Annotated in this window: 13 protein-coding genes; 10 read left to right on the top strand and 3 right to left on the bottom strand. The window is 64.0% G+C overall.

What is annotated here, in order from left to right:
• Positions 1-15 precede the first annotated feature (15 nt).
• Together ABCW43_RS23455 and ABCW43_RS23450 are read left to right on the top strand one after the other, a co-directional pair.
• Positions 16-339: a YbaB/EbfC family nucleoid-associated protein gene (locus tag ABCW43_RS23455; protein WP_345928930.1), complete on the top strand. Its 324-nt coding sequence runs from the start codon at positions 16-18 to the stop codon at positions 337-339.
• A 29-nt stretch (positions 340-368) separates the two neighbouring features.
• The gene (locus ABCW43_RS23450) at positions 369-980 is read left to right on the top strand and encodes a LysE family translocator (RefSeq protein WP_345928928.1); all 612 of its coding nucleotides are present in this window, start codon (positions 369-371) and stop codon (positions 978-980) included.
• Here the strand turns inward: ABCW43_RS23450 and ABCW43_RS23445 are convergent.
• Positions 977-1,588 carry an MOSC domain-containing protein gene (locus ABCW43_RS23445; protein ID WP_345928926.1) on the bottom strand — a complete coding sequence of 204 codons (612 nt, stop codon included), beginning with the start codon at positions 1,586-1,588 and terminating at the stop codon, positions 977-979. The two genes, ABCW43_RS23450 and ABCW43_RS23445, sit on opposite strands and share 4 nt — an antisense overlap.
• Positions 1,589-1,640: 52 nt before the next feature.
• On the opposite strand from ABCW43_RS23445, the gene recR reads away from it, so the two are divergent.
• Together recR and ABCW43_RS23435 are read left to right on the top strand one after the other, a co-directional pair.
• The gene (recR, locus tag ABCW43_RS23440; RefSeq protein ID WP_345928924.1) at positions 1,641-2,246 is read left to right on the top strand and encodes a recombination mediator RecR; all 606 of its coding nucleotides are present in this window, start codon (positions 1,641-1,643) and stop codon (positions 2,244-2,246) included.
• 162 nt (positions 2,247-2,408) lie between these two features.
• Positions 2,409-3,677, top strand: a complete 1,269-nt coding sequence (locus ABCW43_RS23435) for a lytic murein transglycosylase (protein WP_345928922.1) — start codon at positions 2,409-2,411, stop codon at positions 3,675-3,677.
• Here ABCW43_RS23435 and ABCW43_RS23430 read toward each other — a convergent pair whose 3' ends face one another.
• Positions 3,678-4,133 carry a GNAT family N-acetyltransferase gene (locus ABCW43_RS23430; RefSeq protein WP_345928920.1) on the bottom strand — a complete coding sequence of 152 codons (456 nt, stop codon included), beginning with the start codon at positions 4,131-4,133 and terminating at the stop codon, positions 3,678-3,680.
• Positions 4,134-4,138: 5 nt separating this feature from the next.
• On the bottom strand, positions 4,139-5,770 hold the full coding sequence (locus ABCW43_RS23425) for an MFS transporter (RefSeq protein WP_345928918.1): 1,632 nt from the start codon (positions 5,768-5,770) through the stop codon (positions 4,139-4,141).
• A gap of 242 nt (positions 5,771-6,012) precedes the next feature.
• Between ABCW43_RS23425 and rimP the strand changes: the two genes are divergently transcribed.
• From rimP to exbB, 6 genes are all read left to right on the top strand, one after another.
• A complete protein-coding gene (gene rimP / locus ABCW43_RS23420) occupies positions 6,013-6,603 on the top strand; it encodes a ribosome maturation factor RimP (RefSeq protein WP_345928916.1) in 591 nt (196 codons plus the stop codon).
• 66 nt (positions 6,604-6,669) lie between these two features.
• Positions 6,670-8,283 carry a transcription termination factor NusA gene (nusA, locus tag ABCW43_RS23415; RefSeq protein ID WP_345928914.1) on the top strand — a complete coding sequence of 538 codons (1,614 nt, stop codon included), beginning with the start codon at positions 6,670-6,672 and terminating at the stop codon, positions 8,281-8,283.
• Positions 8,280-8,984 carry an RNA-binding protein gene (locus ABCW43_RS23410; RefSeq protein ID WP_445738995.1) on the top strand — a complete coding sequence of 235 codons (705 nt, stop codon included), beginning with the start codon at positions 8,280-8,282 and terminating at the stop codon, positions 8,982-8,984. The genes nusA and ABCW43_RS23410 overlap by 4 nt, the downstream gene beginning before the upstream one ends.
• A 100-nt stretch (positions 8,985-9,084) precedes the next feature.
• A complete protein-coding gene (gene infB / locus ABCW43_RS23405) occupies positions 9,085-11,904 on the top strand; it encodes a translation initiation factor IF-2 (protein WP_345928912.1) in 2,820 nt (939 codons plus the stop codon).
• A gap of 348 nt (positions 11,905-12,252) precedes the next feature.
• On the top strand, positions 12,253-13,011 hold the full coding sequence (gene kduD, locus ABCW43_RS23400; RefSeq protein WP_345928910.1) for a 2-dehydro-3-deoxy-D-gluconate 5-dehydrogenase KduD: 759 nt from the start codon (positions 12,253-12,255) through the stop codon (positions 13,009-13,011).
• 290 nt (positions 13,012-13,301) lie between these two features.
• Positions 13,302-14,453 (top strand): tonB-system energizer ExbB, encoded by a 1,152-nt coding sequence (gene exbB, locus ABCW43_RS23395; protein ID WP_345929400.1) that lies wholly within the window; start codon positions 13,302-13,304, stop codon positions 14,451-14,453.
• Position 14,454 lies beyond the last annotated feature (1 nt).

Genomic DNA, 14,454 nt, shown 5'->3' with positions numbered 1-14,454 from the left:
AAGAGGACAGTTGAGATGCGCGACATCATGGGCATGATGGGCAAGGTCAAGGAAATGCAGGCCAAGATGGAGCAGATGCAGGCGGAAATCGCCGCTCTCGACGTCGAAGGCACATCCGGCGGCGGGCTGGTGACCGTGCGGCTCAACGGCAAGGGCGACATGCTCGGCCTCAAGATCGATCCGTCGCTGTTCAAGGAAGACGATGTCGAGATCCTCGAGGACCTGGTCGTCGCCGCCCACAAGGCCGCCAAGGAGCGCGCCGAGGCGATCGCCGCCGAAAAGACCAAGGAACTGACCGCCGGCCTGCCGATCCCGCCCGGCTTCAAGATGCCGTTCTGACTATCGCCTGATGGAATAGGGAGGTTCCGATGACGCTTACGTCTCTCATCGTCTTCGTCGGCGCGCTGTTCGTCGCCGCCGGCACGCCGGGTCCCAGCATCGCGGCGCTCGTCGCGCGGGTGATCGCCAAGGGCACGCGCGGCGTGTTTCCGTTCCTGTTCGGGATGTGGATCGGCGATGCGGCGTGGCTGACGCTTGCGGTTGCGGGCTTGTCGGCGATCGCCGACAGCTTCCACCAGGTCTTCGTCGCCATCAAATGGCTCGGCGTTCTCTACCTTCTCTATCTCGCATTCAAGATGTGGACGGCCTCGCCGGAGACCTCGCAGGCCGAGCTGCCGGAGGCGCGGTCGAGCCTGAAACTGTTCTTCGCGGCGCTCTCGGTGGCGCTCGGCAATCCGAAGATCATGATGTTCTACATCGCGCTGCTGCCCGCGATCATCGACGTCCATGCGGTGACGATCGGCGGCTGGGCGATGCTCGTCGCCTGCCAGTTCTTCGTGCTGATGACGGTCAATATTTCCTGGATGCTGCTTGCCGGAAAGGCACGCGGCTTCCTGAAGAGCCGCCGCGCGGTGCAGATCGCCAACCGGGTTTCGGCCGGCGCGATGGCGAGTGCGGCGGCGGCGATCGCGACGCGCTAGGTTTCGAATGTCGGCCGCCAGCGGCTGCCGATGGGAGCGCCGAGGAAGCGGGCCTTTTCAGCGTCCGAGAGGCTTTTGCCGAGAGCCGCCAGCATTTCAGCGATCATGACCCGCTCGCCGGCATAGGGTTCGTGGCGGACGGGATCGCCGGGCGAGACCATGCCGGGCTTGATAACCCGGCAATAGATGCCGGGGCGACCGCCGTCCTTATAGGTCTTCACGAATGTCGGGTCACCCATCTTCACCGCAAACGTGTTGCAGGGGGAGCGGGCGCAGCTGGCTTCGAGGACGACTTCGCCGATGTGAAACCGATCGCCGGCGGCGACATCGCGGTTGTCGAGGCCTTCGACGATGAGGTTCTCGCCGAACGTGCCGGGTGCAAGATCGCGGCCGAGCCGGGCGGCCCACCAGTCCAGCGTCAGCGAACCTTCGAGCAGGATCGCCTGGTCCTCGCCGCCGTGGTGTTTGGTGTTGCAGACGGCATCGCCGACAAGGCCGAGCCTGTCGATCATGACGGCGGCGTTGACGGCCGACTTGTAGATGCCGGTCTTGAAACTCTTGCCCGGCAGCTTTTCCGGGCGGCCGAGGCAGATGGCGAGAAGTTTCATCAGCGGTCCTTCCGCGATTCCGTTTTTCAAGCATATGGGCTAAAGGGAGAACATGGCAAAACGAGTCACCGGCCCCGAAATCGAAAAACTCATCCAGCTTCTGGCAAAAGTCCCGGGGCTTGGGCCACGCTCGGCGCGCCGGGCGGCGCTGCATCTGATCAAGAAGAAGGAACAGCTGCTCGGGCCGCTTTCGAGCGCGATGGGCGAGGCCTATGACAAGGTGAAGATCTGTTCGCGCTGCGGCAATGTCGATACCGTCGATCCCTGCACCGTTTGCACCGATATCCGCCGCGACCAGACGATGCTGATCGTCGTGGAAGACGTCTCCGACCTCTGGGCGCTGGAGCGGACGGGCGCGATGAACACCGCCTATCATGTGCTCGGCGGCACGCTCTCGCCGCTCGACGGTGTCGGCCCGGACGACCTCAACATTCGCGGGCTGATCGACCGGGTCAACGAGGGCGTCATCCGCGAGATCATCATCGCCGTCAATGCGACCGTCGAGGGGCAGACGACGGCGCACTATATCACCGACCAGCTCTCCGGCATCGACGTGAAGATCACCCGGCTGGCGCATGGGGTGCCGGTGGGCGGGGAGCTGGACTATCTCGACGAGGGTACGCTGACGGCAGCGCTTCGGGCGCGGACGGCGATTTAGCGTTTGAAGAGGATAACGATGAGCAAGCTCGCCCCCCTCTGCCCTGCCGGGCATCTCCCCCACGGGTGGGGAGATCGGCCAGAGGCTCCGACATTGCTCCAATCACAGCGCTCAAGGTTGGCGAGGCGCTGCAACAGGTCGATCTCCCCCCTTGGGGGGGAGATGCCCGGCAGGGCAGAGGGGGGTGCCTTCCTGCACATCGCAGCCTTTCTTTTTCTCATAGTGACAGCGCTCCTCCCCCTCCCCGCCCTCGCCCAGAACCGTCCCGACGTCGAAAAGCAGTTCCAGCGATGGATCGACGGCGATCTGGGCCCGGCAGCCAAAAAGGCCGGTATTTCCGAGAGGACGCTGAAGACCGCCTTCCAGGGCGTGACGCTGAACTGGGACCTGCCGGACCTGGTGCCCCCGGGTTCGGAACCGCCCAAGCAGCAGGACCAGAGCCAGGCAGAATTTTCCTCCCCCGGCGCCTATTTTTCCGAAAAGCGGCTGCAGGGACTGGCCGCCACCGGCCGCGGGCTGGCGGAGACCTATTCGGCGACGCTGAAGAAGATCGAGGCGGCCTATGGCGTGCCGGGCGAGATCGTCGTTGCCATCTGGGGCCGTGAATCCGGTTTCGGCAAGGCGCGGATGCCCTATTCGGCCGTGCAGGTTCTGGCGACCAAGGCCTTCATGTCGACCCGCAAGGAGATGTTCCGCGAGGAACTGATCGCGGCCTTGAAGATGATCGAACGGGGCGATGTGGATGCGGCGACGATGAAGGGTTCCTGGGCCGGCGCGCTCGGCCAGCCGCAGTTCATGCCGTCGAGCTACCTCAAATATGCCGTCGACTTCGATGGTGACGGCCGTCCGGACATCTGGAATTCGGTGCCGGATGCGCTCGCCTCGATCGCCCATTACCTGCAGAAGGAAGGCTGGCAACGCGGCCGCGACTGGGGGTTCGAGGTGACGATCCCGGCAAAGGTCTCCTGCGCGCAGGAAGGGCCGGATCTCGCCAAGCCGATCTCGGCCTGGGTGGCAACCGGCATCACCCGGATTTCCGGCAAGGCCTTTCCCGCGGCAGATCTCAAGGCGAACGGCATGATGCTGGTGCCGGCGGGGCGCAACGGACCGGAATTCGTGGTGACGCCGAATTTCTACGTGATCAAGGAATACAATAATTCCGATCTCTATGCGCTGTTCATCGGCAATCTCGCCGATCGGATCGCCTCGGGCGCAGGTCCGTTCCAGGCACCCTGGGGCGATGTCGGCAAGATGCTACGCTCCGACGTTCTCGCCATGCAGAAAGCGCTGGTCGCCAAGGGCTACGATGTCGGCAATGTCGACGGCCTGCCCGGCTACAAGACCCGCCGCTCGCTCGGCGACTGGCAGGCAAAGAACGGCCTTGCTCCAACGTGTTTTCCCGATCCATCGCTCAAGGGCAAGATCAGGTAGTCAGAGGCTGCGTTTCAGCCCCTCGTGGCTCGCGATGAAGCCGAGCTTCTCATAGAAACGGATGGCGTCCGGCCGCGCCTTGTCGGAGGTGAGCTGCACCAGTTGGCAGCCGCGCTCGGCTGCCTTTTCCACCGCCCATTCGATGAACCGCGACCCCAGCCCGGTGCCGCGTTGGCTTGCGGCAATCCGCACGCTCTCGATCTGGCCGCGCCACATGCCGGTGCGCGACAGGCCGGGGATGAAGGAAAGCTGCAGGCAGCCGAGGACCTTGCCTTCTCCGTCTACGGCGACCGCCATAAGCTGGTTTCCGTCGGCCTCGATCGCCGCAAAGGCCTGTTCGTAGCGTGGATCGACGGGATCGGAGACGACTTCGCGAGACTGGCCCAGCATATCGTCCGCGAGCAGGTCGATGATGGCGGGAAGATCGGAACGATGGGCTTTTCGGAAGGAAATCATTGGCGTCAGTGGTGCAGGTCGGGCGGCGACTTGTGGAAAATGTCGTCGCTCGGCGGGATCGTCTGGCGTTCGATCAACCGGTGGACGCGCGGGCCTTCTTCGCCGCGATGAAGACTGCGGATCGCATCCCAGGTCTCGGCATCGGCCTGAGTGCGGCGCTGGTTGTGGCGCACGTAGTCGGCCCAGGTGGCGGTGTGATAGGTCTCGGTCCAGATTTCCGGATGTTCCAGATCGCGCATCAGCGCCCATTGCCGCGCGCCATCGCGGATGCGAATACGGCGTCGCTGCGACATCAGCGCCAGGAACTCCGGTACGTCCTCGTCGGCGATGGTGTAGTCCACCAGGGAGACGATCGGTCCGCTGCGGGGCTGCAGGTCAAGGCTCAGCATCGGCACGTTGAAACGGTTGAGCGGATCGAGATTGGCGTCGCTGAACTGGGGCAGCGGCAGGCGCATGCCGATCACGGCGCCCAGCAGCATGACAAGGCTCGACAATGTCAGCGCGATCGAAACCCCGAACGTATCGGACAGGATGCCCCATACCCAGCTTCCGCCGGCAATGCCGCCGAAAGTTGCCGTCTGGTAGAAGGACAGGGCGCGGGCGACGACCCAGCGCGGCGTCGAAAGCTGCACCGTCGTGTTGAACAGCGACAATGCCAGCACCCAGCAGGCGCCGGGCACGAGCAGGACGACCGCGGTCAGCAGCGTGCTTGAACTCATGGCGATGATCGCGGCGCTCGCAGCAAAACCCAGAAACGACAGGCGGACGATCGACTCGCTCGACAGCTTTTCGCGCAGGCGCGAATTGCCCATTGCGCCGGCGATGGCGCCTACCCCGAAGGCTCCGAGCATGATGCCGTAGGTCAACGGGCCGCCGGAGACCAGATCGCGCGCGACGATCGGCAGAAGCGCCAGGACGGCACTCGCCGAAAGGCCGAAAACAAGGCCACGGAACAGCACGTTGAGAATGTTCGGCGACATGACGACGTAGCCGAGGCCGGCCGACAGCGCCCGCATAAGCGTCTCGCGCGGCAGCGCATTGTCGCGGCCTTCCGGCTTCCAGCGGATCAATGCATAGATCAGCGCGAAGTAGCTCATCGAATTGGCGGCGAACGCGGCCGCCGCGCCCGCTGCCGCGACGATCGCCCCGCCGATCGCGGGGCCGACGCTGCGGGTGATGTTGAAACCGACGCTGTTGATCGTCACCGCCGCCGGCAGCACCTCGCGGGGCACCATGTCGCCGACCGAGGCCTGCCAGGCAGGATTGTTGAGCGCCACGCCGCAGCCGAGTAGAAAGGTGAATGTCAAAAGCAGCCAGGGCGTCAGCAGATCGAGATAGGCAAAGACCGTCAGGGTGATCGAGACGGTGAGCATGAAGAACTGCGCCGTCAGCATCAGGGTCCGGCGGTTGACATTGTCGGCAAGCGCGCCCGCGATCAGCGAGAAGAGCATGATCGGCAGCGCCGTCGAGGCCTGGACCAGCGCGACCATGTCCTCGGAATCGGTGATCGAGGTCATCATCCACGCCGCGCCGACCGCCTGGATCAGGCTGCCGAAATTGGAGGCGAGGCTGGCGATCCAGATGGTTCTGAAGGTTTGGTGCCTGAAGGGAGCCAGGGTCGATATCCGATCGGGCACTTTGTCCTCGTTCTTTTCATGCGTCGTTTTCAAAGGTTATAGACCCGGCGGAACCAAATTCCAGCCGCTCAAGCCTCAGAATATGCGACTCTTGCATTCGGGGGGCTGAAAGCGTATATGCACCCCATATTCTTGATCGTCCGATGAAGAGTGGGCCCCACCGGACCCGCTCTTTTTTGTTAGGCGATCACTGTAACCCAGACATTGGGCCCAGCTATGGGGCAATGATTGCCGGAGAGCTTATGCCGCAAACCGAACACGAGCCGCGGCTCATCATCGAGACCGGGCTCGACCTCAGGGTCGCCGAAATCATCGAGCCGGTCCTCACCGCCATGGACTATCGCCTGGTGCGCGTGCGGATGCTGAACCAGAACGGCGCGACGCTGCAGATCATGGCCGAGCGCAACGACGGGACCATGGATGTGGAGGGCTGCGAAGCCGTATCCGTGGCGATTTCGCCGGTTCTAGATGTAGAAGATCCCATCGATCGGGAGTATCATCTGGAAGTGTCCTCGCCGGGCATCGACCGCCCGATGGTGCGCAAGTCGGATTTCACCCGTTGGCTGAACCATCTGGTCAAATGCGAAACATCGATCATGATCGACAATCGCAAGCGGTTCCGCGGCAGGATTACCGAAAGCGATGCGGACGGTTTCACGATCGAGCGGGATCAGGTCGCCTATGGCGAGGAACCACGGGTAACGATCCCGTTTTCGGCGCTGGCCGAAGCAAAGCTCATTCTGACCGACGATCTGATCCGCGACGCGCTTCGGGCCGACAAGCTCGCCAAGGCGCAGGCCGCGAACCAGAACGAAGAAGCAGAAGACGAATAAACCGAACAGAGACTTGTGCCTTTCCCAGGAAAGGCCTCATCGTTTGACCTACGGAGACCAACGACAATGGCAGTGAGTGCGAACCGGCTTGAACTTCTGCAGATCGCGGATGCAGTGGCGCGCGAAAAGGTCATCGACCGCGAGATCGTGCTGGCTGCGATGGCCGACGCCATCCAGAAGGCTGCCCGCTCCCGCTACGGCTCGGAAACCAATATCCGCGCCGACATCAATTCCAAGACCGGCGAGATCCGCCTCCAGCGTCTGCTTGAGGTCGTCGAGCATGCCGAAGACTACGGCACGCAGATCCCGCTGGCTCTGGCGCTCGACCGCAACGTCGATGCCAAGATCGGCGACTTCATCGCCGATCCGCTGCCGCCGATGGATTTCGGCCGCATCGCCGCCCAGTCGGCAAAGCAGGTGATCGTCCAGAAGGTGCGTGAAGCCGAGCGCGACCGTCAGTTCGACGAGTTCAAGGACCGCGTCGGGGAAATCATCAACGGCACCGTCAAGCGCGTCGAATACGGCAACGTCATCGTCGATCTCGGCCGCGGCGAAGGCATCATCCGCCGCGACGAAATGATCCCGCGCGAAAACATGCGTTATGGCGATCGTGTCCGCGCCTATGTCTATGACGTCCGCCGCGAACAGCGCGGCCCGCAGATCTTCCTGTCGCGTACCCATCCGCAGTTCATGGTGAAGCTGTTCACCATGGAAGTGCCGGAAATCTACGACGGCATCATCCAGATCAAGTCGGTCGCCCGCGATCCGGGTTCGCGCGCCAAGATCGCCGTCATCTCGAACGATAGCTCCATCGATCCGGTCGGCGCCTGCGTCGGTATGCGCGGTTCGCGCGTCCAGGCCGTCGTCGGCGAATTGCAGGGCGAGAAGATCGACATCATTCCGTGGAGCCAAGATCCGGCATCGTTCATCGTCAACGCGCTGCAGCCGGCCGAAGTCGCCAAGGTGGTTCTCGACGAGGATGCCGAGCGCATCGAAGTCGTGGTTCCGGACGAACAGCTGTCGCTCGCCATCGGCCGCCGCGGCCAGAACGTCCGCCTCGCCTCGCAGCTGACCGGCTGGGACATCGACATCATGACGGAAGCCGAAGAGTCGGAGCGCCGCCAGAAGGAATTCAACGAGCGCACCAACCTCTTCATGGAAGCGCTCGACGTCGACGAGATGGTCGGCCAGGTGCTGGCATCGGAAGGTTTCGCGCAGGTCGAAGAACTGGCCTATGTCGATCTCGACGAAATCTCCTCGATCGACGGTTTCGACGAAGATACCGCCACCGAAATCCAGACCCGCGCCCGCGAATACCTCGAGCGGATCGAGGCCGAGATGGATGCCAAGCGCAAGGAACTCGGCGTCCAGGACGAACTGCGCCAGATCGACGGCCTGAACGGCCAGATGCTCGTGGCGCTCGGCGAGGACGGCATCAAGACGATCGAGGACTTTGCCGGCTGCGCCGCCGACGACCTGGTTGGCTGGAGCGAACGCAAGGACGGCGTGACGAAGAAGTTCGAAGGCCTGTTCTCGAAATTCGACGTTTCCCGCGTCGAGGCTGAAAACATGATCGTCCAGGCCCGCCTGTCCGCAGGCTGGATCACCGAGGAAGATCTCGCAAAGGGCGCCGAGCCGGACGCTGAAGCGGAGGAGGCAGACGCCGTAGAGCAGGAATGATCCCGCTCGCGAATGAGCCGGACGCAACCGAAAACGGACCTGTTGATGATGACCTGGACGAGATCGTCGTGAACGACCGTACCTGCATCGTCACCCGCGAGGCGGGATCGCCGGAAACGCTGATCCGCTTCGTGGCTGGTCCGAACGGCGAGGTCGTGCCCGACCTGAAACGCCAGCTTCCGGGGCGCGGCTGCTGGATCAAGGCTGAACGGTCGCTTGTCGACCGGGCAGTCCAGAAAAAGCTTTTCGCCCGGGCCCTCAAGGCCGAGGCGAAGGCGGATGCGGATCTCGGCGCGCTTGTCGATCGCCTGCTCGCCGCCGATCTCGTCGGCATGATGAACATGGCGCGCAAGGCGAGCCAATTCGTCACCGGCGCCACGAAGGTGGATGCCGCCGTGCGCTCGGGTGCGGCACTCGCAGTGTTCCACGCGGCCGATGCGGCCGCCGATGGAGTGAGGAAAATAGACCAGGCCCGCAAGGCCTGGAAGCTCGGTTCGAATACCGGGGAAGACATTCCGTCCTTTTCGCTGTTCACGAGCGCTGAATTGGACGAAGTGATGGGCCAGAATGCTTTTATCCATGCTTGCGCGCTTGCGGGGCAGGCGGGTGAGGGTGTAGTGAAGCGCGCAAACCTACTTGAACAGTACCGCATGGGCGGTCTGTCCCAGACAAAAGGTGTCGCTGACATGCCGAAACAATGACGCGGTCACCGGCTTTAGCCGGACGCACATCGATATGCACGGATTAAACGACGGGTTCTGATGGCTTCCATCCGTTCCTGTCCGAAGGAACAGGAACGGAATGACCGACAACAAAGACGATAAGACACTCGGCGTAAAGAAGACTCTTACACTGAAGCCATCTGGGATGAGCCAGGGTACCGTCCGGCAGGACATGGGTCGCGGCCGCACCAAGGCCGTCGTCGTCGAAACAGTGAAGCGGCGGCCGACCCGGCCGCTGGACGAGAAGCCGGCAATCACGCCTGTCGTGGCGCCTGCGCCCGCACCGCGGGTGGTCGAGGCTGTCGCACAGCAGCCGGTCGCTCCCCAGCGCCCGCCGCAGCCCCAGCCGCAGGCGGTTGCTCCCGCAGCACGCGTCCACCAGCCGGGTTCTTCGCAGAACCAGCGGCCGCAACAGCCGCAAAACAGCCAGCGCCCGCCGCAATCCAATCGTCCGCAGCAGTCCGGCCAGCCGCAGCGCCCGCAATCCAGCCAGCCGCAGCGTCCGCAGCAGCGTCAGGGCGGGGCCGTGTTGCACGACCTTTCCGCCGGCGAGATGGAAGCCCGTCGTCGCGCTTTGATGGAAGCGCAGGCGCGCGAAGTCATCGAGGCCAAGCAGCGCGCCGAAGACGAGGCACGTCGCCAGATCGAGGAAGAACGCCGCAAGATCGAGGAAGCCGCCGAGGCTGCCCGCCGTGCTGCCGAACCAAAGGTCGAGCCGGTCGAGGCCCCCACCCCGGCGGAGATACCTGCACCCGCGGTTGCCGAAAGGCCGGCCGAACGCGCCGCTGGAGCCCCTGCCGGCCGTCCGGGCGAAGCACGTCCGCAGGCTCCCCGGCCTGCAGCACCCGGCGCCGCACCGGCGGCACTGCCGGTTGCCGGCCGCCGCAAGGGTGCTGACGAGGAAGACGAAGATCGCGGCCCGCCGCGTGGCGCACCCGGCCGTGGCCGAGTGCCCGTCGCTGCTCCCGCCAAGGTTCCCGCCCGCCCGAAGACCGAAGACGAACGCCGCCGCGGCAAGCTGACGGTGACCACGGTCAGCACGGACGAGGACGGCAATGCCCGTGGCCGTTCGATGGCCGCGACCCGCCGCCGGCAGGAGAAGTTCCGCCGCAGCCAGATGCAGGAAACGCGCGAAAAGGTCATGCGCGAAGTCATCCTGCCGGAAACCATCACCATTCAGGAACTGTCGCAGCGCATGTCCGAACGCGCCGTCGACGTCATCAAGTACCTGATGAAGGAAGGCCAGATGATGAAGCCGGGCGACGTCATCGACGCCGACCTCGCCGAGATCATCGCCGGCGAATTCGGCCATACCGTCAAGCGCGTCTCGGAATCCGACGTCGAAGAAGGCATCTTCAACAAGTCGGACGACGCCGGCGAAATGGTGTCGCGCCCGCCGGTCGTTACCATCATGGGTCACGTCGACCACGGCAAGACCTCGCTGCTCGACGCCATCCGCCATGCCAACGTTGTCTCCGGCGAAGCCGGCGGCATCACCCAGCATATCGGTGCCTATCAGGTCGAACAGAACGGCCAGAAGATCACCTTCATCGACACGCCCGGCCACGCCGCCTTCACGGCGATGCGTGCCCGCGGTGCCCAGGCGACGGATATCGCGATCCTGGTGGTCGCGGCCGACGACAGCGTGATGCCGCAGACGATCGAGTCCATCAACCACGCCAAGGCGGCCGGTGTTCCGATCATCGTGGCGATCAACAAGATCGACAAGCACGAGGCCAAGCCGGACAAGGTCCGCCAGCAGCTTCTGCAGCACGAAGTCTTCGTTGAATCTCTGGGCGGTGAAGTGCTCGACGTCGAGGTTTCGGCCAAGAACAAGACGAACCTCGACAAGCTGCTCGAAGCCGTGCTGCTGCAGGCCGAAATCCTCGACCTGAAGGCCGACCCGAGCCGTACTGCCGAGGGTACCGTCATCGAAGCCCAGCTCGACCGCGGCCGCGGTGCGGTTGCGACCGTCCTGGTCCAGAAGGGTACGCTGAAGCCGGGCCAGATCATCGTTGCCGGCGATCAGTGGGGCCGCGTTCGCGCGCTCGTCACCGACAAGGGCGACCACGTCAAGGAAGCCGGGCCGGCGACCCCGGTCGAAGTGCTCGGTCTTTCCGGCACGCCGGCTGCAGGCGACAAGTTCGCAGTCGTCGAAAACGAAAGCCGCGCTCGCGAGATTTCCGAATATCGCCAGCGTCTTGCCCGCGACAAGGCGGCTGCCCGCCAGTCCGGTCAGCGCGGTTCGCTCGAACAGATGATGAGCAAGCTGCAGGATACCGGCTTCAAGGAATTCCCGCTGGTCATCAAGGGTGACGTGCAGGGTTCGATCGAAGCGATCATCGCCTCGCTCGACAAGCTCGGCACCGACGAGGTCCGTGCCCGCATCGTTCACTCAGGCGCCGGCGCCATCACCGAATCGGATATCTCGCTTGCCGAGGCATCCAACGCGGCGATCATCGGCTTCAACGTGCGCGCCAACGCCCAGGCCCGTACGGTCGCCGAGCGCAACGGCATCGAGATCCGCTACTACAACATCATCTATGATCTGGTGGATGACGTGAAACAGGCGATGTCGGGCCTGCTCTCGCCGGAACGCCGCGAAACCTTCATCGGCAATGCCGAGATCCTGGAAGTGTTCAACATTACCAAGGTCGGCAAGGTCGCGGGTTGCCGCGTCGTCGAAGGCAAGGTCGAGCGCGGGGCGGGCGTGCGCCTTATCCGCGACAACGTCGTTGTCCACGAAGGCAAGCTCAAGACGCTCAAGCGCTTCAAGGACGAAGTCGGCGAAGTGCCGATGGGTCAGGAGTGCGGCATGGCCTTCGAGAACTACGAAGACATGCGCGTCGGCGATACGATCGAATGCTTCCGCGTGGAGCATATCACGCGTACGCTGTGATCTCCGGCCAACAGCCCGAACAATTGCAGGAGCCGTCCGTGACCTTCACGGGCGGCTCCTGGCATTTTGAGTATTCGGTTTCTCGTGAGGAGCTGGCTGCGGGGACTGAATTTCTGATCCGGCACTGGAAGGCAAACGACAGATCCGACTGCGGCTCCAAGCCGACGACATGACCGAGGAACTCGATGCGACGGGTTTTGAGGAAATCACTGATCTCCTCGGATCTCTGAATCCATGTTCCATCGGAGGCTGGCCTGGCTCTGACAAAAATTTTCAGCTTCTAACGGAGAGCTCGCGACGGTAAGCATCTACCCATATCCGCATTTTCCAGTTTCGGAGGAGGACACCATGCCGATTTCATTCGACCTGACGGGCAAGACGGCCATCGTCACCGGCGCCAATACGGGCCTCGGCCAGGCAATATCCGTAGCGCTGGCACAGGCCGGCGCGGACGTGGCACTGGTCGGCCGCTCCTCGATGGCAGAGACGGAAAGAGCGGTCAGCGCGGCAGGCGGACGCAGCCTGTCGATCCAGGCGGACCTTTCGACGCTCGAACCGATCGATCGGATCATCAGCGAAACGGTCGCATGGACCGGACGTGCGGATATCCTCGTCAACAATGCCGGCATCATCCGCCGGGCCGACGCGATCGATTTCAGCGAGGCCGATTGGGATGCGGTGATGGACGTCAACCTGAAGACCGTGTTCTTTCTCTCCCAAGCGTTTGCACGCCGGCTGATCACCGAGGGCAAGGGCGGCAAGATCGTCAACATCGCCTCGCTGCTCTCCTTCCAGGGCGGTATCCGCATCCCTTCCTATACCGCCTCCAAGAGCGGCCTCGCCGGCCTGACCCGGCTGCTCGCCTGCGAATGGGCGTCCAAGGGCATCAACGTCAATGCCATTGCGCCCGGCTATTTCTCGACCAACAATACCGAGGCGCTGCGCGACGATCCCGATCGCAACGCCGCGATCCTCAGCCGTATTCCCGCCGGGCACTGGGGCCAGCCGGAAGAACTCGGCGGGGCTGCCGTATTCCTCGCCTCGCCGGCATCCGACTATGTGCATGGTGTCGTTCTACCGGTCGATGGCGGCTGGCTGGCGCGTTAGGCTCGTCCGACCGCCCGGTCTTCCAGGCAACGGAACACTCATCCACGCGTAAACGGGGCAAATGCCCCGACACGCGTGAATTTGATCGGCATACCGTAGATTTATTAGTTGCCAATTCCACTCATGTTTATTATCCGGTAGCTGCAACATCGCGAACCCGGCGGCAGTGGCCGGCGGCGTTCCGGTGTCCCGTTTCCGTCATTGCCGACGAGCGCTTCAGCGCTGTCCGCCATGCCGAATAGTCCGGAGTATCGCCTGCCATGACCGCTGCCCTGAAGCCCGCTTTTCCGATGCGCCAGCCAATCAGGAGCCGGCTCCCGCTCGTTCTCGCGGCCTTGGCACTGACGGCTTCGACGGTGATGGCGCAGGTGCAGGCACCGGATGCGTCGACGCAAGCACCGCCCGCGCCGCAGGCGGCCTCACCTTCCGGTGCGCACCCGGCACAGGCGGCTCCCGCTCCCGCCGCACAGGCAGCGCCGACAACTTCCCGCACGGCGCCGAACGAGCCCGCAGCTTCGTCAGCTACGGTACCGGCCGCCGCACAGCCGACCAACCCCGCTGCCCCGCAGCCGGAAGCTTCCGCTCCGCAACCCGCCGCGCCGGCGGATGCGCCGGTGAGCATCAGTGCGCCTCCCAGCCCGACCCAGGCACCGGCACCGGCGGCGCGCCAGCCGATCGATATGTTCACGCAGTTCCTGGAGCCTGAACAGCGTTCGGACCTCCCGCACAACCTTTCGCCCTGGGGCATGTTCATGGCGGCCGACTGGGTCGTCAAAAGCGTGATGATCGGGCTTGCGTTTGCCTCGCTGGTGACCTGGACGGTCTGGCTCGCCAAGACCTTGGAGCTTGCTGGCGCCCGCGCCCGCGCCGCACGGACGCTGAAGGTCATCCGCACCTCCCGCACGCTTTCGGAAGCCGTCGGCATCGCCGGTGGCCGCGGTGGCCCCGCCGCGCTGATGCTGCGGTCCGCGGCGGAAGAAATGCAGCTCTCCGAAGCAGCCCTCGACCATGCCCATGGCGACGGCGTGAAGGAACGGGTCGGCTCGGCGCTTTCACGCATCGAGGCCTATGCCGGCCGGCGCATGTCGCGCGGCACCGGCGTTCTTGCGACGATCGGCTCCACCGCGCCCTTCGTCGGCCTGTTCGGCACGGTCTGGGGCATCATGAACGCCTTCATCGGCATTTCCGAATCGCAAACCACCAACCTTGCCGTCGTCGCGCCGGGCATCGCCGAAGCGCTGCTGGCGACCGCGATAGGCCTTGTTGCGGCCATTCCTGCGGTTGTCATCTACAACGTCTTCGCGCGTTCGATCACCGGCTATCGCCAGCTGCTGGCGGACGCCGCGGCGGGTGTGGAGCGGCTGGTGAGCCGCGACCTCGATTTCCGCAAGGTTCCCCCGGGCAGCCGCAAGGCGCCGGTCTCGCTGGTGGCAGGAGGCTGAC

It is taken from the genome of Neorhizobium tunisiense (assembly GCF_039631515.1).
Lineage (GTDB): Bacteria > Pseudomonadota > Alphaproteobacteria > Rhizobiales > Rhizobiaceae > Neorhizobium.
The sequence above is the reverse complement of the archived record's forward strand: the minus strand, read 5'-3'. Positions and strand labels throughout refer to the sequence as shown.

Coding starts and splice junctions, on each gene's coding strand:
- ABCW43_RS23430 (WP_345928920.1), bottom strand. CDS start 4,133: ATGATTTCCTTCCGAAAAGCCCATCGTTCCGATCTTCCCGCCATCATC.
- infB (WP_345928912.1), top strand. CDS start 9,085: ATGACCGACAACAAAGACGATAAGACACTCGGCGTAAAGAAGACTCTT.
- ABCW43_RS23435 (WP_345928922.1), top strand. CDS start 2,409: ATGCCCGGCAGGGCAGAGGGGGGTGCCTTCCTGCACATCGCAGCCTTT.
- ABCW43_RS23450 (WP_345928928.1), top strand. CDS start 369: ATGACGCTTACGTCTCTCATCGTCTTCGTCGGCGCGCTGTTCGTCGCC.
- exbB (WP_345929400.1), top strand. CDS start 13,302: ATGCGCCAGCCAATCAGGAGCCGGCTCCCGCTCGTTCTCGCGGCCTTG.
- ABCW43_RS23455 (WP_345928930.1), top strand. CDS start 16: ATGCGCGACATCATGGGCATGATGGGCAAGGTCAAGGAAATGCAGGCC.
- kduD (WP_345928910.1), top strand. CDS start 12,253: ATGCCGATTTCATTCGACCTGACGGGCAAGACGGCCATCGTCACCGGC.
- ABCW43_RS23410 (WP_445738995.1), top strand. CDS start 8,280: ATGATCCCGCTCGCGAATGAGCCGGACGCAACCGAAAACGGACCTGTT.
- ABCW43_RS23445 (WP_345928926.1), bottom strand. CDS start 1,588: ATGAAACTTCTCGCCATCTGCCTCGGCCGCCCGGAAAAGCTGCCGGGC.
- nusA (WP_345928914.1), top strand. CDS start 6,670: ATGGCAGTGAGTGCGAACCGGCTTGAACTTCTGCAGATCGCGGATGCA.
- rimP (WP_345928916.1), top strand. CDS start 6,013: ATGCCGCAAACCGAACACGAGCCGCGGCTCATCATCGAGACCGGGCTC.
- recR (WP_345928924.1), top strand. CDS start 1,641: ATGGCAAAACGAGTCACCGGCCCCGAAATCGAAAAACTCATCCAGCTT.